This is a genomic window from Sphingopyxis sp. NJF-3, from assembly GCF_053514865.1.
Map to the genome: position 1 here is coordinate 3619843 of NZ_CM130726.1, position 19322 is coordinate 3639164.

18 protein-coding genes are annotated in these 19322 nt (G+C 66.6%); 8 read left to right on the plus strand and 10 right to left on the minus strand.

Annotation, left to right across the window (positions count from 1 at the left end; genetic code table 11):
* Nucleotides 1–9: 9 nt before the first annotated feature.
* From ACOTSS_RS17430 to ACOTSS_RS17445, 4 genes are all read right to left on the minus strand, one after another.
* On the minus strand, nt 10–1215 hold the full coding sequence (locus tag ACOTSS_RS17430) for a phosphotransferase (protein ID WP_448689241.1): 1206 nt from the start codon (nt 1213–1215) through the stop codon (nt 10–12).
* 20 nt (nt 1216–1235) lie between these two features.
* On the minus strand, nt 1236–2297 hold the full coding sequence (locus tag ACOTSS_RS17435; protein WP_448689242.1) for a zinc-binding dehydrogenase: 1062 nt from the start codon (nt 2295–2297) through the stop codon (nt 1236–1238).
* 104 nt (nt 2298–2401) lie between these two features.
* Complete coding sequence (locus ACOTSS_RS17440; RefSeq protein WP_448689243.1) at nt 2402–3142, minus strand: response regulator transcription factor; 741 nt, start codon at nt 3140–3142, stop codon at nt 2402–2404.
* A gap of 178 nt (nt 3143–3320) precedes the next feature.
* Nucleotides 3321–5630, minus strand: a complete 2310-nt coding sequence (locus ACOTSS_RS17445; protein ID WP_448689244.1) for a TonB-dependent receptor — start codon at nt 5628–5630, stop codon at nt 3321–3323.
* Nucleotides 5631–5920: 290 nt separating this feature from the next.
* On the opposite strand from ACOTSS_RS17445, the gene ACOTSS_RS17450 reads away from it, so the two are divergent.
* The 4 genes from ACOTSS_RS17450 to ACOTSS_RS17465 all read left to right on the plus strand — a co-directional run bounded on the left by ACOTSS_RS17450 (nt 5921) and on the right by ACOTSS_RS17465 (nt 9233).
* Entirely contained in the window at nt 5921–6580 is a 660-nt protein-coding gene (locus tag ACOTSS_RS17450) for a GntR family transcriptional regulator (protein ID WP_448689245.1), read from the plus strand.
* A 129-nt stretch (nt 6581–6709) separates the two neighbouring features.
* Nucleotides 6710–7024: an EthD family reductase gene (locus ACOTSS_RS17455; RefSeq protein ID WP_448689246.1), complete on the plus strand. Its 315-nt coding sequence runs from the start codon at nt 6710–6712 to the stop codon at nt 7022–7024.
* A 20-nt stretch (nt 7025–7044) separates the two neighbouring features.
* Entirely contained in the window at nt 7045–8247 is a 1203-nt protein-coding gene (locus ACOTSS_RS17460; protein ID WP_448689247.1) for a hypothetical protein, read from the plus strand.
* A 2-nt stretch (nt 8248–8249) separates the two neighbouring features.
* Nucleotides 8250–9233, plus strand: coding sequence for a phosphotransferase family protein (locus ACOTSS_RS17465; protein ID WP_448689248.1), 984 nt, complete (start codon nt 8250–8252; stop codon nt 9231–9233).
* 12 nt (nt 9234–9245) lie between these two features.
* On the opposite strand, the gene ACOTSS_RS17470 is transcribed toward ACOTSS_RS17465, so the two are convergent.
* From ACOTSS_RS17470 to ACOTSS_RS17485, 4 genes are read right to left on the minus strand one after another with little or no spacing between them, the layout of a single operon-like run.
* Nucleotides 9246–9626, minus strand: a complete 381-nt coding sequence (locus ACOTSS_RS17470; RefSeq protein WP_448689249.1) for an acetyl-CoA carboxylase biotin carboxyl carrier protein — start codon at nt 9624–9626, stop codon at nt 9246–9248.
* Nucleotides 9623–11353, minus strand: a complete 1731-nt coding sequence (locus ACOTSS_RS17475) for a pyruvate, phosphate dikinase (RefSeq protein WP_448689250.1) — start codon at nt 11351–11353, stop codon at nt 9623–9625. The genes ACOTSS_RS17470 and ACOTSS_RS17475 overlap by 4 nt, the downstream gene beginning before the upstream one ends.
* Nucleotides 11350–11952: a hypothetical protein gene (locus ACOTSS_RS17480; RefSeq protein WP_448689251.1), complete on the minus strand. Its 603-nt coding sequence runs from the start codon at nt 11950–11952 to the stop codon at nt 11350–11352. The genes ACOTSS_RS17475 and ACOTSS_RS17480 overlap by 4 nt, the downstream gene beginning before the upstream one ends.
* Nucleotides 11949–12692: a PEP-utilizing enzyme gene (locus ACOTSS_RS17485; RefSeq protein ID WP_448689252.1), complete on the minus strand. Its 744-nt coding sequence runs from the start codon at nt 12690–12692 to the stop codon at nt 11949–11951. The genes ACOTSS_RS17480 and ACOTSS_RS17485 overlap by 4 nt, the downstream gene beginning before the upstream one ends.
* A 161-nt stretch (nt 12693–12853) precedes the next feature.
* On the opposite strand from ACOTSS_RS17485, the gene surE reads away from it, so the two are divergent.
* From surE to ACOTSS_RS17505, 4 genes are all read left to right on the plus strand, one after another.
* The gene (gene surE / locus ACOTSS_RS17490; protein ID WP_448689253.1) at nt 12854–13627 is read left to right on the plus strand and encodes a 5'/3'-nucleotidase SurE; all 774 of its coding nucleotides are present in this window, start codon (nt 12854–12856) and stop codon (nt 13625–13627) included.
* Nucleotides 13628–13757: 130 nt separating this feature from the next.
* Nucleotides 13758–15284 (plus strand): NAD(P)/FAD-dependent oxidoreductase, encoded by a 1527-nt coding sequence (locus tag ACOTSS_RS17495; RefSeq protein WP_448689254.1) that lies wholly within the window; start codon nt 13758–13760, stop codon nt 15282–15284.
* Between the two features lies 1 nt (nt 15285).
* Entirely contained in the window at nt 15286–15711 is a 426-nt protein-coding gene (locus tag ACOTSS_RS17500; protein WP_448689255.1) for a GtrA family protein, read from the plus strand.
* 6 nt (nt 15712–15717) lie between these two features.
* Complete coding sequence (locus tag ACOTSS_RS17505; protein WP_448689256.1) at nt 15718–17538, plus strand: hypothetical protein; 1821 nt, start codon at nt 15718–15720, stop codon at nt 17536–17538.
* Here the strand turns inward: ACOTSS_RS17505 and msrB are convergent.
* On the minus strand, nt 17496–17981 hold the full coding sequence (gene msrB / locus ACOTSS_RS17510) for a peptide-methionine (R)-S-oxide reductase MsrB (RefSeq protein ID WP_448689257.1): 486 nt from the start codon (nt 17979–17981) through the stop codon (nt 17496–17498). The genes ACOTSS_RS17505 and msrB overlap by 43 nt on opposite strands.
* A gap of 44 nt (nt 17982–18025) precedes the next feature.
* Complete coding sequence (locus ACOTSS_RS17515; protein ID WP_448689258.1) at nt 18026–19282, minus strand: cytochrome P450; 1257 nt, start codon at nt 19280–19282, stop codon at nt 18026–18028.
* Nucleotides 19283–19322 lie beyond the last annotated feature (40 nt).

The window sequence follows — 19322 nt, forward strand, 5'->3', positions numbered from 1 at the left end:
TCCGGCGGGCTATTCCCGCAGCAGCGGCAGCGCGTCATGGTCGAGCACATGGCTGACATGGCGGTCGAGCATGGTGAGGAACATCTGGTCGCCGCGCTCGGTGCGCTGGACGAGCATCGCGGCGCCCACCGCGACGTTGATGCCGGCGAAGGTGAAGTGGCGATAGTCGGCCTCGAACGCCTCGCGCGAATAATCGGCGACGCCCTCGGCCTTCAGCGCATCGAGATAGGCGGCCGTCAGCCGCGGCTCGATCGCGCGTCGCGCATCGGGTGCATAGCTGCCGCCGATGAAATAGGCGACGTCGACCGCGCCGCAGCCCAGCGCCACCGATTGCCAGTCGACGACGATGAGGCGGCTCGCGTCGGACAGCATATTGTCGGGGCGAAAATCATTGTGGGTGATGCAGCGCGGGTGCGATCGCGGGCGGTCGTAGACGTCATAGCCCTCGGCCAGCGCGTCGCACACGCGCCGCTGCGCATCGCTGAGCCGGTCGGCGTAGCGATCGCGAAAGCCGGGCCAGGCCCCGCGGAAAATGGCGGGCGTGTAAAAGGGCTGCGCGCGCGCGTCGGTGTCGAGCCAGGCGAGATCGACGCCTTCGCCCCGGTCCCAGAAAGCGGCGTGCAGCCGCGCCGCCTCGCGAACCGCGCGTAGCGCATCCCGGTCCGGCAGGCCGCGGAACTGGTCCCCCGGGGCGGCGGGCGCAAGGTCTTCGAGCAACAGTGCGAAGCCGCCGCCATCGTCCATCCGCGCCCCGAAGCAGGGGACCATGAACGCGAGGTCGAGATCTTCAACCGGCACGGCCGCGAGGCGCCCCATCACCCCCCACATCTGCTCCGCGATATGCGGCAGCCGGTCGCGCCAGGCGGGCTCCTGCAGCTGATATTCGCTGTTGTGGTAACCGCGCAGATCCTCGGCAATCGAGATCGCGCCACCCATCGGTCCCGGATCCTCTTCGAGCAGGACCATGCGCGGCACCGGAATGCCATGGCCGTGGATCGCGCGGTAGGCGCTATATTCATGATTGCGGTCGCTATCGACGTTGCTGACCGGCGGATCGCGACGCAGGATCAGCCGGTCGCAGTGGGCGCCCTCCGCATCTTCATAGGAAAGGTCGAAACGATAGGTCTCGCGCGACGCGCCGAGCGGCAGGCGATGCAGCCCGCCGATCCGGACATGCTTCCAGTCCGGAAAGCGCGATGCGAGATATGCGGTCATATCCGCTTCGGTCAGGGCTTTCATGTCGGCGTCACCATCAGCTTGATGTCGGATCCGCCCCCCGACAGCGCGGCAAAGGCGCGGTCGACCTCGGCGAGGCCGACCGATCCGGTCACCATCGGCGCGAGGGCATCGGGATCGGCGGCGATCATCGCGAAGGCATCGGCGAAATCGGCGGGAGAGTATGCAAAGACGAAGCGCAGCTGGAGCGCCTTCTGGAGCAGGAAGGCGGGTTCGATCGGGTCGGTCTCCATGCAGGTTCCGACGACGGTGATCGTCGCCCCGACCGGCGCCGACGCGGCGAGCGCCATCAGCATGCCGGGCTTGCCGACGCAGTCGAACAGCACCGCGCGCTCGCGCTTCCTCAGCTCGGGGGCCCGCGCCATAGCATCGGACAGACCGAGCGACAGGCCCAGATCGTCGAACCAGCTTTCGATCCCGGCGTCGCCCGGCGCCGCGACGATATCGGCGCCCAGCCGCGCCGCCATCTCACGCCGCGCCGCGCCGGGCTCGACCGCGAGCACCGGGCCGAGGCCGAGCGCCTTCAGCCGCGCGATCACGAACAGACCGACGGGGCCGCACCCGAACACCGCAAAGGCGCAGCTCCCATCGGCTCCGCTTTCGGCGACCGCATGGACCGCGACCGACAATGGCTCGGTCAGCGCCGCGATGTCGGTCGGCACATGATCGGGGACGGCAAAGGCGGCGTCGGCCTGGAGCAGCATCTGTTCGGCAAAGGCGCCGTTGAAGCGGTTCGAATAGCCGATGAGCTCGACGCCCTGAGGGCCCGCGATGAATGGCTGCGCGACGACGCGCTGGCCCCGCGCGAAGCCGTGCCCGTCGTCCAGTATCTCGCAGCAGAATTCATGCCCCATCACCACGGGTCTGGCGGGGTCCATGAAGCCGCGGAATCCGGCGCGGTGGAGCAGGCCGCACAAATGGTCGGCATGTTCCTTCGCATGCAGGTCGCTACCACAAACCCCGCACACCAGGGGCCGGGTCAGCAGCTGGCCGGGGCCGGGGCGCGGCTCGGCGATGTCTGCCAGCGCGAGCGCGCCGCCGTCGAGGACCATTGCCTTCATAACCACCCATCCCGCCGGCGGCGCCGTCCGCGGCGCCGTCCATCATGGTTCCCGGGTAGGAAGCGTCGCGGCGGCCGACCAGTGACGGAAACCCGCTATTGCCCTCAATGACCGCCGAAAATCTTCGCGGTCATCGCCGCGCGGTTGTGGACGTTGAGCTTGCGGTAGATGCGTCGCAGGTGGTTCTCGACGGTGAATTCGGAGATGCCGGCGATATAGGCGACCTGCTTGTTCTGCTTGCCGGCGCCGATCAGCCGCGCGATCTGCATTTCGCGCGACGACAGTTTCGCGGCGGACGCGTCGACACCCGACCCGCTACCGGCGAGCGCCGCCTGCAACGTTCCGCGCCCCCCCGCCCCGGCCAGGATTTCCTCGAACAACTGGCTGATCACCATCTGCGAGATCGCCGCGGTCTCATGCTCGAGCAGGCCGTGCGCGACGTTCGACTTGCGGTGCCCGGCCGGCCGGCAGTGCGCGCCGATCACGAGGAAGAATTCGGGCAGCACCTGCTGCACCCACGCGCCGACGACGTCGACCGAATGGCAATTGATGAACTGGCGATATTCGGTCGCCCGGTTCGCGGCGCGATCGAGCCGGTCCTCGCCCCAGCGGATCATCCGGCCGCAGCGATCGGTGCGGTCGACCACCCGCGTGAAGGGATCCTCCTCGAACACACGCCCGTCCTTATAGGCGTGCTGCGCCTCTTCGGAGACGCCGTGGTGGAACAAATAGGTCAGGCTGGTGGCCCCTTCGGACTGGGCCGAAAAGAAGATCGACAGGCTGTCGAGACCACAGGATGCGATCATCTGGTCGGCCCGGGCCGCAATATCGCGCGAAACCAGCATGTTTCCTCGCTCCTCTCCCTCGCGCGAATTCTTCCGCGTCGTGATCTTCAGCGTATCTTTCGACGATTTCGTCCTATCATGAGGGATCTATCCGAGTCCATCGACGGCAGCGAAGTGAATTTGGATAGGGGAGCAGGCTTGTGCCGTCCCCCTCCCGGTTTCGCCTCGAATGAGCCGGTCAGAATCGGTAACCAAGCGTCACGCCATAGGTAGCCGGCTTCGCGGCATAGCGGACGACCGTGTCCTGGCCCGCGACGACGTTCGTCCAATAATAGGTGTTCGTAATATTCTTGCCCCATAGCGTTGCTTTCCAGCCGCCATCGGGTTCTTCAACTCCGATCTGCAGATCGAGCAATGCATAATCGTCGATCCTGTAGAGCGGGGTTTCGCCGACAATCGCGTTGGTCGCACTACGATAGGTGAGTTGCACACCGCCAAACAGGTTGAGGCCGCTGCTGAGCGGAATGTCCGCTCGCATATTGGTCGCCGCCTGCCATTTGGGCGTGAAGGGCACGCGGGTGCCCGCGAAGTCCGCCTGCACGCCACCCGCATTGACACCAGTGTAGCGATCGATCTCGGAGTCGACATAGGTGAGCGCCGCGCCAAAGCTCAGCCCGTCGGTGGGGCGCGCCTGCAGCTCGAGCTCGAATCCCTGAAGATGCGATTTGGGGATGTTGATGATCGCGTCGAGAATCCCGAATGTGCTGTCGATCAGCTTCGAGCGCAGCTGTTTGTTGCGATAATCCATATAGAAGATCGCACCGTTGAGCGATGCGCGGCGGTCAGCGAACTGCGCCTTGAATCCGCCCTCATAATTGAGGATCGATTCCTGTACCGCAGGGACGAATTGCGCGGTCGACGAGGCGTTGATATTGCCGAAGGTACCCGCCTTATAACCTTTCGAGACGTTGGCGTAGAAGAGCAGATCGCTCGACGGCTTGAAGTCGACCCCGGCGCGCCAGGAAACATTATCCTCGTTGAGCTCACTTACGAATTCGGGCCCGTTGAAGAAATTCTCGTCGAGCACGAAACAGTCGGTCGGCCCGAGGGCGGGACGATTGGGATCGCCCGACAGCAGCCGCGAGAAGAAGGTGAACAAGCCGGCGGTCAGCCCGTCCCCACCGTCGCGGTTGCAGATGGTCGCGCTGCGCCGCGCGTCGGTATAACGAATGCCGCCCTTCACCGTCAGCTGATCGGTCAGATCGAACTCGACATTGCCGAAGGCCGCCAGGTTACGCATCTTCTGATCGCTGTAATTCTCGCTGGTCGTGATCCCGTAATTATAGAAGGCCGAGGAATCGTCGTAAACGAGGTTCTCGATATAATAGACCTTGTCGCGGCTGTAATTGCCGCCGACGATGAAACGGACGCGGTTCGCGGGATCGTTGGCGATCCGCAGTTCCTGCGTCAGGCTGCGGATGCGCCCGGCAAAGGCGCGCAGGTCGATGTCCTGCAGGTTCATGCCGTCCTGGTCCATCGCACCGCGCTGGTTGAAGCGGCTATAGGCCGAGATCGAAGTCAGCGTCAGCCCGCCGCCCAATTCGATATCGCCGCGCAGCGAGGCCTGCGCGAATTTGCGGTTGATGAACATGCCATTGTCGGTCGACCAGTCGGCCGCGCGCGGAGTCAGCGGCGACCGCGGATAGTCGCGCACAATCTGGGTGTTCGACACCGCCTGCTCGTTGAAGGCAAGATATTGCACCGCGAGAGGGTCGCTCTTGTCCTGCCAGCCGTTGATGTTGAGCTGGAAGCTCATCGCATCGCTGGGTTTCCAGTCGAGCAGGAAGCGCCCGGCCAGTTCGCGCGTCCGGCCGTTTTCGTCGTCGCGCGAATAGCTCTTCTGCCAAGGCCCGCTGCGAGCGCCGCGCACCGCGACGCGAGCGCGCAACGTGTCGCTCAAGGGCCCGCTGATATAGGCGTTGCCGATGAAATGGTCGAAGCGACCATAGCTTGCTTCGACCCCCGCCTCGAAATCGGCGGACGGTTTGGCCGCGATATAGTTGATCGCACCGCCGGTCGAATTCTGGCCGAACAGGGTGCCCTGCGGTCCCTTAAGTACCTCGACGCGCTCAAGATCGAAGGCCGTCAGCGTCGTTAGCACCGGAAAGGGAAGCGGCACCTGATCGAGATACACGCTCGCCGTCGGATAGGAGCCGAGCGAAGTGTCATAAAAACCGACGCCGCGCAGCGTGAAGACGGGGGTGTTGTTGGCGCTGTTGGTGTAGCTGAGACCCGGTATGGCCTGCGCAATGTCAGCGGCGGAGGTGATCTGGCGTTCGCGCAGATCGCTCTCGCCCACCGCCTTGATGGTCAGGCCGACGCGGTTGATCGATTCCTCGCGCTTGTTCGCGGTGACGATGATCTCCGTCGCGCCGTAACCGCTCGCCTCAGGATCCGGGGAAGCGGCTTCCTGCGCGCGAAGAGGAGCCGAAGCTCCGATCGCGAGCGCCGAACAGCCGAGCCCAATCGCAATATGCCTCGAAATCATCGCCTCTCTCCTCCCAATCCGGCTCGCGTTGTCGCGGGTCCAGCTCCGGCATGCGTACCGGCATCACGCGATTTCATTCCACATTGACGGACATCCGTCAATATCGTTTGACGATTTCGTGCGATGACAGTGTAAGACGCTTTCGTTACATATGATGGACGGCGCGCAATCGATCGGCTAAACGTCCGGCAACTGAGGACAGAAAGACGATGGCCACAAAAGCACAAAAGGCGCAGAAAGATACCAATCCCGACGCGGAGCCCGAAACGGCCGCGGGCTCGGACGGATCAATGGCCAGCGCTGCGGACCGGGTGTCCGAATCGATCCTCCAGGGAATTCGATCGGGGACCTTCGTGCCCGGCCAGCATCTGCTCGAGCCCGATCTGACCCGGCGCCTCGGCATCAGTCGCGGATCGCTGCGCGAAGCATTGAAGCATCTCTCGGCAGCGGGAATCGTCACGCTCAACCGCTTTCGCGGCGCCTATATCAGTACGCTCGACCGCAAATCGGTGCTCGACCTGCTCGACACGCTCGAACCGCTCGCCCGGCTCGCCGCGCGACTCGCGGCGGAACATTGCGACCGCGACGCGCAGCGCAAGCGGATGCTGGTCGCCGCGGCCAACATCGACACGGCGACCAGGGAGCGCAATCGCGGCCTCTATCTCGATCGCCGGCGCCAGTTCTACGATGCGCTGATCGACATCGGCGGCAATATGGAACTGGCACGCGCGATGCCGCTCAGCCGCACCGACCTGTTCCGCGCGCAGGTGGAGACGATCCAGTCCGAGCGCCAGCGGATGCGCCACGCCTCGGGCTATGCCAAGATCACCAAGGCGGTGATCGAAAACGATCCGGCGGCGGCCGATCGCGCGGTAAAAAAACACTTCGCGGGGACGCGCCAGACGATCCACGAATTGCCCGCGAGCGCCTTCCCTTCCTTGGAAATCTAGGCTTTTTATCCCCTCTTCACATTCGCAGGCGCATTGCGTCCGCGAAAATCACTGGACGAAATCGTCCTACACATTTAGACCCTTCCCCAACGAGCTCCGACGAATCGGCAGCCGCGGGAGAGGTTCATCATGCTATGCGTCACGGCGATTTATCCCAATGATCCGGGCAGCCGTTTCGACGCGGACTATTATCTGACGTCGCACAGCGGCCGCGCCCGGGCGCTGCTCACGCCGCACGGATTGCAGGCGCTCCGCACGGCGATCGGGGTCGCGAGCCTCGACGGATCGCCCCCGCCCTTCTGGGCGGTCAGCGAAATGCACTTCGCCTCGCGCGCCGCCTTCGACGCCGCGATCGCCGCCGCCGGCGACGCGCTGTTCGCCGACATTCCCAACTACACCGACGCCACCCCCATCCTGCAGGTCAGCGAACTGGCCGCAGCCTAAACCATCCAGGAGAGACGACGATGTCCGGTTTCAATCCCAACACCCCCTATGTCCGCAACGCGATGAGCGACATCGGGATGATCACCGCGCTCGACGAGGTGCTCAACCACCAGATCGTCGACACCTTTTCGACCGTCTCGACCTCCGAACAGAGCTGGACCGAGAAGATATGGACCGCGATCGTCCGCAAGGACGGCGCGATGGGGATCGATTTCGGGCTCGGCCGCTATCACAACCGCGGCGTCCTCGACGGCTGGGCCGCGGTGTCGCGCGGCAGCGAGCAATGGACGGTGCGCGCCAATCGCGAGCTGCGCGACGACCCGTCGATCACCAGCGTCGGCCCGCTGACCTACGAGATCATCGAGCCGCTCAGGAAGGTGCGCTATGCGCTGGCGAAGAACGATGCGCAGCCGATCTCCTACGACATCGTCTTCACCGCGGAAATGCCGCCCTTCTTCGAGGACCGCCACAAGCAGCGCGAGCGCGACGGTTTCCGCGTCGGTTCGGACGTCGTTCGCTATCACCAGATCGGCGTGCCGTCGGGATGGGTCGAGATCGAGGGCGAGCGTATCGAGATCAAGCCCGGGGAGTGGACCGAGTATCGCGACCATAGCTGGGGCACCCGGCTCGACGTCGGCGCGCATAATGCCGACGTCCGCCCGTCGTCCGATTTCGGCGACGTGAAGTTCGGCGAGGGCGAGTTCGTGCTGATCTGGAGCCCGTTCATGCTCGAAAGCCCGAGCGGCGAGCGGACGAGCTACCACTTCTACTATATGTCGAAGCAAGGCCACATCTTCTACTCGTCCGGTTACCGCAACCTCCCCGACGGGACGCAGGAAAAGGTCGCGCGCGTACGCCCCGAAATGCGCTTCGACGACAGGACCCGCCGCCTGCTCGGCGGAACGGTTCATTTCGACATGCTGCAGGGCGGCACGCACAGCGTGGAGGTCGAGGTGGTCGGCACGTCGGGTGTGCACCTGGGCCCCGGCCTCTATCTCGGGTTCGATGGGCGCAAGCATGGGTCGTGGCACGGCCCGCTGACGATCGAGGGCGAATATTTTCCCGACACGCTCGATGTCGAGACGCTGAAGCGCATCCGCCAGCTCCGCGACTGCCCGATCCGGGTCAGGGAGGGCGACGCGGTCGGCTATGGCATCATGGAAACGATCATCCACGGCGCACACCCCGAAATGGGTCTGACCGCCGCCAACTCGCTGATCTGACGATGGCGCGCGATATCGAACGCATCGAACGGGGGCTACGCGACTATCTGCCGCGCGGCGACCGCATCACCGGCATCACGACGCTGTCGGCGGGCCATTCGAACGAGACCTATATGGTCGACGGGCTCGGCGAAGTGCTGCGCATGCCGCCGTCGGAGGAAGGGCTGCTGCCGCCCTATGACATGGAGCGGCAGCACCAGATCCTCTCCGCGGTGTCGAAGAACGCGCCGGGCGTGCCGCTGCCGCCGGTACTCGAGCTCTGCACCGATCCCGAAGTGATCGGCGACCCCTTCTTCCTGATGGGCTGCATTTCGGGCGAGGCGTTCGAATATGCCGTGCCCGACTGGCTCGCCGCCGATCCGGTCGATGGCGCCGAACGCGTGTGCCGGCAATGGTTCGACGCCATCATCGCGCTCCACACCATGCCGGCCGACGCCATGCCTCCGGGCGGGCGCACGCCGCAGGAGGAAGCGCAGCACTGGCTCGACGTGTCGCGCGATTCCGAAGCGATGCCGGCGCTCGTCGCGATTCTGGAGGATCTGGCGCGCCGCCCGCCCGCGACGTCGGGCGCGCCGACGCCGGTGCATGGCGACCCCAAGCACGGCAATTGCCTGTTCGACGGCGGCAGGCTGACCGGCCTTCTCGACTGGGAGATGGCGCAGGTGTCGGAGCCGCTGCTCGACCTTGGCTATATATTGATGTTCCACGACCAGGGCGAAGCCTCGCTCGCCAATGCGGGTTTCGATCTGCCCGGCTGGTGGTCGCCGGAGCGGATGGTCGCCGAATGGGAAAAGGGCACCGGCCGCACCGCGGTCGATACCCGGCGCTATGCCGTGCTCGGCCAGGCGAAGGTCGCCGCCATCATCTCGGTCGGCGCCCATCTCTTCCGCAGCGGCCGGATCAACGATCCGCGCTTCGAGGCGTTCGGCGCCGTCCTTCCCGCCTATGTCGCGCTGCTCGATCGGCGCGCGATGGCCGCCGGCTGACGCCGGCGGCCTTCAGACCGCCTCGATCTCGACCAGCGGCTCGCCATATTCGACGAGATCGCCGTCGCGCCGATGGATCGCTACGACACGCCCGTCGCGGTCGCTGACGACATCCGTATGCTCGTCGAGCTTTTCGAGCCGGCACAGCGGCGTGCCGCTGGCCACCCGATCGCCGACCGTCACCAGCCTCGCGAAGAGGCCAAGGTGGGGCGCGGTCACATCGTGCCGCGGCGGAGCCGCGGGAGCGGACACCGCCGCGCGAAGCGGGTTCGCCGCGCCGCCGGGCTTCGCCATGAAGACGGTCCAGGCCCCGGTACGGCAGTGAAGGTCGCGCCAGGGCGACTTCGCAAATTGTCCAAGCAGAAAACGGACATCGTCGACGGGCAGGTTCATGCAGCCGCCCCGATCAGCGAGAGAAGGACGGGGAGGACGGGTTCGGTGACGATCGTCTTCGCCCCCTGTTCGCGCGCTGCGATCGCGGCTCCCTCCCCCGCAAGGGCGAAGCCGCGCACGGCGCCGGCGCCCGCCGCCACGCGCGACAGCTCGGCGAGATCGCCGCCGCCCAGCGCGGCATCGACATCGACCGCCGCCACATCCCTGCCCTGTTCGAAATCGAGCACCGCGACCGGGCTCGCCGCCTGCGCCCATTCGATGAGCCGGCGCAGATTGGGGTCGTCGCGCTCGCTGGGCGACGCAGTCGGCAGGCTGCCTTCATAGACGAGCCCCGCATCGCCATCGACGGTGACCATCGCCCCTGCGCGCGCGACGGCGCCCTCGCCGACGCCGACGACGCAGGGGCGCCCGAGCGCGCGGCTGACCACCGCGGCGTGCGAGGTCGCGCCGCCCTGCTCGGTCACCACGGCGCGCGCGGCGATCATGCCGTGGACATCGTCGGGGCTGGTCGTCTTGCGCACGAGAATGACGGCCTCGCCCGCGGCGGCGCGGCGCTCGGCCTCATCGGCATCGGCAACGAGCACGCCTGCGGCCGCCCCCGGGCAGGCCCCCTCGCCGCTCGCCAGCACGATGGCGCCCGAAACGGCGCCGTCAGCGAGACGGGGAAGCAACAAGGCGCGCACCTGCTCGGCGCTGACCCTCGACAGCGCGGTCGCGATATCGATGCGCCCTTCGGCGACCATATCGACCGCGAAGCGAACCGCCGCCGCCGGCGCGCGCTTCGCGGCGCGTGATTGGAGGAGATAGAGCTGGCCCGACTGGACGGTGAATTCGATGTCCTGGACATCGCCATGCTCGCGCTCAAGACGCGCGCTCGCGTCGAGCAGTGCAGCGTGAGCCTCGGGCTCGGCAGCCTGCATCGCGTCGAGGCCCAGCGGCGTGAACTTGCCCGACACCACGTCCTCACCCTGCGCGCGCGGCAGATATTCGCCATAGGGCACGGCTTCGCCGGTCAGCGGGTTGCGGCTGAACAGCACGCCGGTGCCGCTGCGTTCATCAAGGTTGCCGAACACCATCGCCTGCACGGTGACCGCGGTGCCGAGGTCGTGCGGGATATTGTTATGCTCGCGGTAGCGCCGCGCGCGGCGCGTATTCCAGCTTTCGAACACCGCGCGGACCGTCGCCGCGAGCTGGTCGCGGACGTTCGCCGGAACCGGGCCGCCCGCCGCGGCCACGGCGTCGCGCCAGACGGCGGGCGCGGCGCCGGGATCGAGCTCCACCGGCGCCTTGAGGACGATCGAGGCATAGAGTTCGAGAAAGCGGCGATGCGTGTCGCGCGCGAAGTCGGCGAGGTCCGTCTCGGCGCCCAGCGCCGCCTCGGCCTCGTCGTCGATGCCGAGGTTCAGCACCGTGTCCATCATCCCCGGCATCGAGATTGCGGCGCCCGAACGGACCGAGAGAAGCAGTCGCTTGTCGCCCGACCCAAAGCCGCGGCCGGTCTCGGCCTCGAGCCAGGCGAGCGACGCGTCGATCTCCGCATCGAGGCCAGCAGGAAAAGCGCCGCTTTCCAGAAAGGCCAGGCAGGCCCTGGTCGTGATCACGAAAGCCGGCGGCACCGGCAGGCCCAGCGCGCGCATCTGCGCGATCGACCAGGCCTTGCCGCCCGCCTCTTCCTTCGACGGACGCGCCGATCCGTCGAGCCTGATCGTCCAGTCGGTCACGGTCATTCCTCGCGTTCGGTGCCCATGATCCGCAGCAGATCCTCGTGCAGTTCGAACCAGAGCGTGTGGTAACTGTCGCGGCGGATGTCGCTGACCCATTCGATGTCGCCATCCTCGGCGGCTTCGAGCGCGGCGAGCAGCTTCGTGCCGTAGATGGCGAGGCGCGGCAGGCCGCGGGCGAGCGCGGCGAGGATTGGCTCCGCTTGCTCGTGCAGGCCGCCGAGCCGATCGATGATGCGCGCATCATAGGCTTCGTCGCTGTGGTCGTTCGCGACCTTCTGCCCGCCAACGTCGAGCGTCTGCCAGTCGGTGATGATCTGCTTCAGCGTCCGGTTGATCCGCTCGAAACCCTCATAGGCCGCCTTGAATGCCGGATCGTCGCGCAAGGGCTGAAAGTGAAGGCCATAGCGCGATGCGAGCGCAACGCCGCCGAGCGGGGTCAGCGCATAGGCGCCCTTCGCCTCGATCGCGCGGCCCGCCGCGACCGCCGTGCGCAGGATGGGCGTGATCTCTTCTTCGGCGAGGCCGACGAGCGCGCCGATCGCGGCGGCCGGCGCGTGACGCTTGATCGCGGTCGCGTGCAGGGCAAGGTCGCGCTCATTCATGCCGCCGCTCCTTCGAGAAGCCAGACGCGGCCGACGCGCTCGACCCCCTGCTGATAATCCTCCGCCGTCTTCGCGGCGGCGCTCGCCTCGATCATCACCTGGTCGCCTTCGCGCACACCCGCGATCTTCGCGTTCATCAGGCACGGAATATTATATTCGCGGGTCAGGATGCCGAGGTGCGAGCGCACCGTGCCGCCCGCGCATATCACACCCGCGAACTGCTCGATGATCGGCGCGGTGAGGGTCCCGCCGCTGTCGTCGATGATCGCGATGGTGCCCGGCGGCACGCCCTCGGTCAGATAGGCGAGCACCCGGTCGTTCGAGCGGATATAACGCGCGATGCCCGACACATTGGCAGGGTATTGGACGACGTTGTCGCCGACGCCGCGCAGCGCGCGCCCGTCGCCGTCCGCTTCGCCCGAAGGCGCGTCGGGATGCGCGAAGCCATCGCCACCGGCCACCCCCTCTACGCCCTTATAGGCTTCGGGCCGCTCGGCGACCGAGATGCTCGCCGACCAGTCGAAGCGATGGCCGCTCGCGAGGATGCGCGCCTCGATCGCGGCGAAATCCTCGGCGGTGAGCAGAGTGTCGGCGGCGGAAAGCGCAAAATCTTCCCAGTCGAGCCCCGATTCGCGCAGCCGGGTGCGGACCAGATCCTGCACCCAGCCGATCGTCGCCTCGACTAGCGGCGAAGCGGGTGGCTGCCCATAAAGCGCATTGTCGATCGGCAGCTTTGCCAAACCTCTTCCCCTTGCCCATCGCGATCCTGCTCGTGCGCTCTTGGTGACCGAAGCGCAGGTCGATGTCAACTATCTTTGGTCAAAATCGTTCGACGATATTGACTGACATACCCTTCTACACCTAAGAGGGATGCGACAGATTGCCGAGGGAGGATCGATCCATGAGCGACACGACGCAGCCGCGAATCCTGATCGTCAACGACGACGGAATCGACGCGCCGGGAATCATTCTCCTCGAAGAGATCGCGCGCCAGTTCAGCGACGATATCTGGGTGATCGCTCCCGACGAGGAACGGTCGGGCGCGGGCCATTCGATGTCGATCAGCCATCCCGTCCGTGTCATCCAGCGCGACGCCCGCCATTTCGCGGTGCGCGGCACGCCAACGGACTGCGCGCTGCTCGGCATTTATGAGTTCATGACCGACAAGAAGCCCGACCTGATCTTGTCGGGCATCAACCGCGGGCCGAATCTGGCCGAGGACATCACCTATTCGGGCACCGCGTCGGCGGCGATGGAGGGGGCTGTGCTCGGCATCCCGGCGATCGCGCTCAGCCAGATCATCCGCTACCAGAGCGAGATACACTGGGACACCGCGCGCAAATATGCACCGATCGTCATCCGGCAGCTGCTCGAACTCGACTGGACGCCCGGACTGTTCGTCAACGTCAATTTCCCCAACTGCCCCGTCGACCAGGTCACCGGCATTCGCGCGACGACGCAGGGCCAGCGCCCCTCGGGTTGCTTTCGCCCCGTGCGCCGCATCGACGAGCGCCACGTCCCCTATTACTGGATCAGGATCGGCTTTCCCGATGGCGGCGACCTCGACGGCAACGACCTTCATGCGGTGCTCGCCAACCAGGTATCGGTGACCCCTCTCCAGATCGAGATGACCGCGCAGGAGGCGATGCCGAAGATTGCGGCGCTGTTCGCATAGGCTGCCCCCCCCTTCCTCTCCGGATCAAGGCGCGGCGACGTGGGCGATTTCCTACCGCAGCATTAACCAGTTTTTAGGGCCGCTGCGCCACAGCGGTAGGCAAGCTTCTTGCTGCGTGGGGAAAATATCGATGCCAGACACCCAGAACCGGCCGACGAGCGCCGACGTCGCGATCATCGGCGCCGGGCCGGCGGGGCTGACCGCCGCCTATCTGCTGACGCAACAGGGATATAAGGTGACGGTGATCGAGAAGGATCCGGCCTATGTCGGCGGAATCAGCCGCACGGTCGAGCATGAGGGCTTCCGCTTCGACATCGGCGGCCACCGCTTCTTCTCGAAAAGCCAGGAGGTCGTCGACCTGTGGAACGAGATACTGCCCGACGACTTCATTCAGCGCCCGCGGATGAGCCGCATCTATTATGAGGGCAAATTCTACTCCTATCCGCTGCGTGCGTTCGAGGCGCTGTGGAACCTCGGTATCCTTCGCTCTGCCCTGTGCATGGCGAGCTATGCCAAAGCCAAGCTGCTGCCGAACAGGAAGGTCCGCAGTTTCGAGGATTGGACGATCAACCAGTTCGGGCACAAGCTCTATTCGATCTTCTTCAAGACCTATACCGAGAAGGTGTGGGGGATGCCGTGCGACGAGATGTCGGCCGACTGGGCGGCGCAGCGCATCAAGGGACTCAGCCTCGGCGCTGCGGTGCTCGACGGGCTGAAACGCAGCCTGGGCCTCAACAGGGCGCCGAACGACGGCATGGCGACCAAGACCCTGCTCGAGACCTTCCGCTATCCGCGGCTCGGCCCCGGCATGATGTGGGACGCGGCGGCGGGCAAGGTACGCGCGGGCGGCAACCATGTGCTGATGGCGCATGGCTTCAAGCAATTGACGCAGGACCAGAAGAGCGGGCGCTGGCGGCTGACCGCGAGCGGACCCGACGGCGACGTCGTGATCGACGCGGAGCATGTGATCAGCTCGGCGCCGATGCGCGAGCTTGCGGCGCGCATCCACCCACTGCCGGCCTGCGCGCTGACCGATGCGCCGGCGCTCAAATATCGCGACTTCCTGACCGTTGCGCTCAAGATCCGCTCGGAGGACCTGTTTCCCGACAACTGGATCTATATCCACGACAGCAAGGTGAAGGTCGGCCGGGTGCAGAATTTCCGCAGCTGGTCGCCCGAAATGGTGCCCGACCCCGCGATCGCCTGCGTCGGGCTCGAATATTTCTGCTTCGAGGGCGATGGGCTCTGGTCGTCAAGCGATGAGGATCTGATCGCGCTGGCGACGAAGGAAATGGCGATCCTCGGCCTCTGCGACCCCGCCGATGTTGTCGGCGGCGCGGTGGTGCGGCAGGAAAAGGCCTATCCGGTCTATGACGACGATTATGCCGCGCATGTCGCGGCGATGCGCGAGGAGCTCGAGGCGCGCTATCCGACGCTGCACATGGTCGGGCGCAACGGCATGCATCGTTACAACAACCAGGACCATGCGATGATGACCGCGATGCTGACGGTGCGCAACATCGTGGCCGGCGCGCGCGTCTACGACATCTGGGGTGTCAACGAGGACGCCGAATATCACGAGAGCGGCAGCGAGGGCGAACGCGCCGCGCTGGCGTCGGTGCGCGAGGTTCCGGCGCGCGTCGGCAAGGCGGCGTGAGATGATCGGCGCCGGCGTCTCGCAGCGACTGCTCGCACGGCTGCACCGGGTCACCTATCTGCGCTATATCGGCGCCAGCGCGGTGGCGCTCGCCGCCGACATGGGGCTGTTCCTGCTGCTGCTCGCGGGCGGATGGCACGCCGCGGCGGTTTCGGCGATCAGTTATAGCGCCGGGATCGCGGTGCACTGGCTCATCTCGACGCGGCTCGTCTTTGCCGCGGGCGCGCAGACGCGGGGGCTCGATCGGGCGCGGCAGAAGGCGCTATTTCTCGGCTCGGCGCTCGCCGGGCTCGGCATCACCGTCGGCATCGTCTGGGCGGGCGACGCCCTGGGGCTCGACCCGCGCTTCGCCAAGCTCGCGGCGATCGCGATCAGTTTCCAGACCACCTATGTGCTGCGCAAGTCGATCGTCTTCGCCGCCGGCTGAACCGCGATGAGCGCCGCCATCTCGCCCGCGCCGCTGCGCCGCGACCTCGGCCTCGCCGTCATGCTTGCGCTCGGCGTGATGGCGGCGATGCTGTGGCTCTATGCCCCGGCGATCCCGCTGCTCGGCTTTCGCGACGGCGACGACGCGCTGCGGCTCGTCCAGGTACGCGACCTGATCGCGGGGCAGGGATGGTTCGACACGACGCAATATCGGATCAATCCGCCGGCGGGGGGGCTGATGCACTGGTCGCGGCTGATCGACGCGCAGATCGCGGCGCTGATCCTGCTATTGCGCCCGCTGCTCGGCCCGGCGCTCGCCGAGCAATGGGCGGTCGCGCTCTATCCGCCGCTGCTGCTGTTGCCGCTTTTCCTGCTGATCGCGCTCGTGCTGCGGCGGTTGTCGGACGATCGCGCGGTGGTGGCCGCGGGGCTCCTGATCGCCGCGACGACGGTGACCTTCCTCCATTATTTCGTGCCGCTGCGTATCGACCATCATAATTGGCAGACGATCCTGTCGATCGCGATGCTCGCACTCGCGCTGGGCCCTGCGGACCGGCGCCACGGGCTGCTCGCGGGCGCGGTGATGGCGGCGCATCTTTCGGTCTCGCTCGAGGCGCTGCCCTATCTGCTGATCTTCGGCGCGGTGTTCGCGCTCGCCTGGCTGCGCGACGGCGCGGCGGGTGCGCGGCTCTTCGCCTTCACCGCGGTACTCGCGGCGGGCGCGCCGCTGCTGCTGCTCGCGACGCGCGGCTGGAGCGGGGTGTCGACCGACTGGTGCGACGCCTGGTCGCGGCCCTATCTGCTCGGCACTGCGGCGGCGGGCGCGCTGCTGCTTGCGGGCGCGGCATCGCCGCGGGTGCGGCGCGACTGGCGCGCGCGACTGGTGCTGCTCGCGCTTTCTGCAGCAGCCGGAGCCGCAGTGTTCGCGCTCGCGGTACCCGCCTGCCTCGCGGGGCCGTTCGGCGCGCTCGAGCCGATGGTGCGTGACTATTGGTATGTCAACGTCCTCGAAGGGCGGCCGCTGTGGCGGCAGGACGCAGCGCAAGCGGCGTTGCTGCTTGCGCCCTCGCTGGCGGGGTTGGCGCTGGCCGCCGCGATCTGGCGCCGCGCCGCGCCGGGACCGGCGAAGGCGCGCTGGGAGATCATGCTGCTCGTGCTCGGCGCGAGCGTGCTGCTGTCGCTGCTCGTCACGCGGACGACGGCGGTCACACATATCTATGCGCTTCCGGCGCTCGCGGTGGCCGGGGTGACGCTCTGGCGTCACGGCCAGTCGCGGCGCGGTGCGCTGGCGCGGGTCGTGGGATCGTCAACGCTGCTGCTGGCGCTGCCCGCGGTGATCGGCACGATCGCGGCCGCCGCGGTGGCGACGCTCGCGCCGGTCCCGCATGAGCGGCCGAGCGGCGGAGCCTGCCCGGCGGCGGCCGATCTGACGCAGGTTGCGCGGCAGATGCCGGGGCTCGTGCTGTCGGGAATCGATATCGGGCCCGCGCTGCTCGTCCACACCCCGCACCGCGTCGTCGCGACGGGGCATCACCGCAACCATGCCGCGATGAACCGCGTAATCCTCGCCTTCGCGGCGGGGGGCGATGCGGCAGTGCGGGTCGCGGCGACGCGCGCCGGCTATGTCTTCGTCTGCCCGTCGCAGCCCGAAATGCGCAATATCGCCAGGGATTTTCCGGGCGGGCTCGCGGCACGGATCGCGGCGGACGACCCGCCGCCCTGGCTCGAGCCGATTGCGCTGCCCGCAGGATCGAACGCGCGCCTCTACCGGGTACGGATCGCCGCTCAGACCGGGCGGAAGGAAAGCGCCGCGCCGTTCATGCAATAACGCTTGCCGGTGGGCTTCGGCCCGTCGTCGAAGACATGGCCGAGGTGCCCGCCGCAGCGGCGACAATGGACCTCGGTGCGCGCATAGCCGAGCTCATGGTCGGTCGCGGTGCGCACCGCACCCTTCAGCGGCGCCCAGAAGCTCGGCCAGCCGGTGCCGCTCTCGAACTTGGTCTTGCTCGAATAGAGCGGCAGCGCGCAACCGGCGCAGGAAAAGATGCCCGCGCGATGCTCGTCGTTGAGCGGGTTGGTGAAGGGGCGCTCGGTCACCGCCTCGCGCAGCACCTTGTACTGGAAGGGCGTGAGCCGCGCCTTCCACTGCGCGTCGGACAGACGCCAGCCGGGCTCGGCCAGCGGCCGCTTCGATTTCGCGAAGAGCATCGGCGCGCCGATGAGCGCGCCGCCAAGCGCGAGGCCGCCGAGAAGATGTCGCCGTTCGATCATATCCGTTGATACGGAGCCGGCCCGCGTGAGGTTTCAGCCGCGCATCAATATTTTTCGAGCACCACCGGCAGATGGCGATAGCCGTGGACGAAGCTCGCGTGGACGCGCTCGGGCTCGCCGACGACGTTCACGCGCAGCCGGCGCCGCTGCATCTCGGAAATCAGCGCCGTGAGCTGCAGCTCGGCGACGCGCGCGCCGACGCAGCGATGGATGCCGTAGCCGAAGGCGAGGTGACGGCGCGCATTTTCGCGGTCGACGATGATCCGGTCGCCGTCGGGAAAAATGCTCTCGTCGCGGTTCGCCGAGGCGTACCACAGCGCGATCTTGTCGCGCTTCCTGATCTGGTGGCCGAACAGTTCGGTATCCTCGGTCGCGGTGCGGCGCATATGCGCGAGCGGGGTCTGCCAGCGGATGATCTCGTGCATCGCGTTGACCGCGAGTTCGGGATCGTGGTTCGCCTCGAGCTTCGCGCGCTCCTCGGGGAAGCAGTGGAGGCCATAGGCATAGGACGACATCGAATTGCGCGTCGTGTCGTTGCCGCCCACGATGAGGAGGATGAGGTTCCCCATGAATTCCTCGTGGCTCATATGGCTCATCGCGTCGGACTGGAGCATGATCGAGATCAGGTCGTGCGGCCCCGGCGCCTGCGCCTTGCGGTCCCACAGCTCCTTGAACGCCGCGCCCATCTCATAGGCGATCGCGAGCCGCTTTTGCCTGAGTTCGACGGTGTTGAAGCTCTCGATGTCGCCGAGCGCGTCGGACCAGGCGGTGAGCTTGTGCCGCTCCTCCCACGGGAAATCGAAGAGGATCGCGAGCATCTGCGTCGTCAGCTCGATCGACAGCTTCTCGACCCAGTCGAACGTCTCGCCGATAGGGAGCGTGTCGAGCACCGCGGCGGTGCGCGCAAGCGTGTCGGCGCGCATCCGCTCGATCTCCGACGGGCCGAAGGCGGGGGCGACGGTGCGGCGCTGCGCGGTGTGCTGCGGCGGGTCCATCGCGATGAACATCGGCATCGGGACCTCGCCTTCCTGCAGATGCTCGATCCCGTCGCCGGCGACGGTGATGCCGCCATATTCCCACGAGGAGGAGAAGATCTTGGGCAACGCCTCGATATGCTGGATCGGCTTATAGGTCGTCACCGACCAATAGGGTCCGAACTTCGAATCCTCGCAATAATGGATCGGCGATTCGGCGCGCAGGCGGGCCATCGGCTCCTGCCAGCGGTCCTCGCTCCACAATTCGGCGCGCGAAACGTCGAGCGGATCGGCGGTTTCAGGGGCAGTGCGAAACTGGGTGGCCATCGGGGCAGCTCCTCTTGGGGGCCGTCTGGTGCGGCCTAGA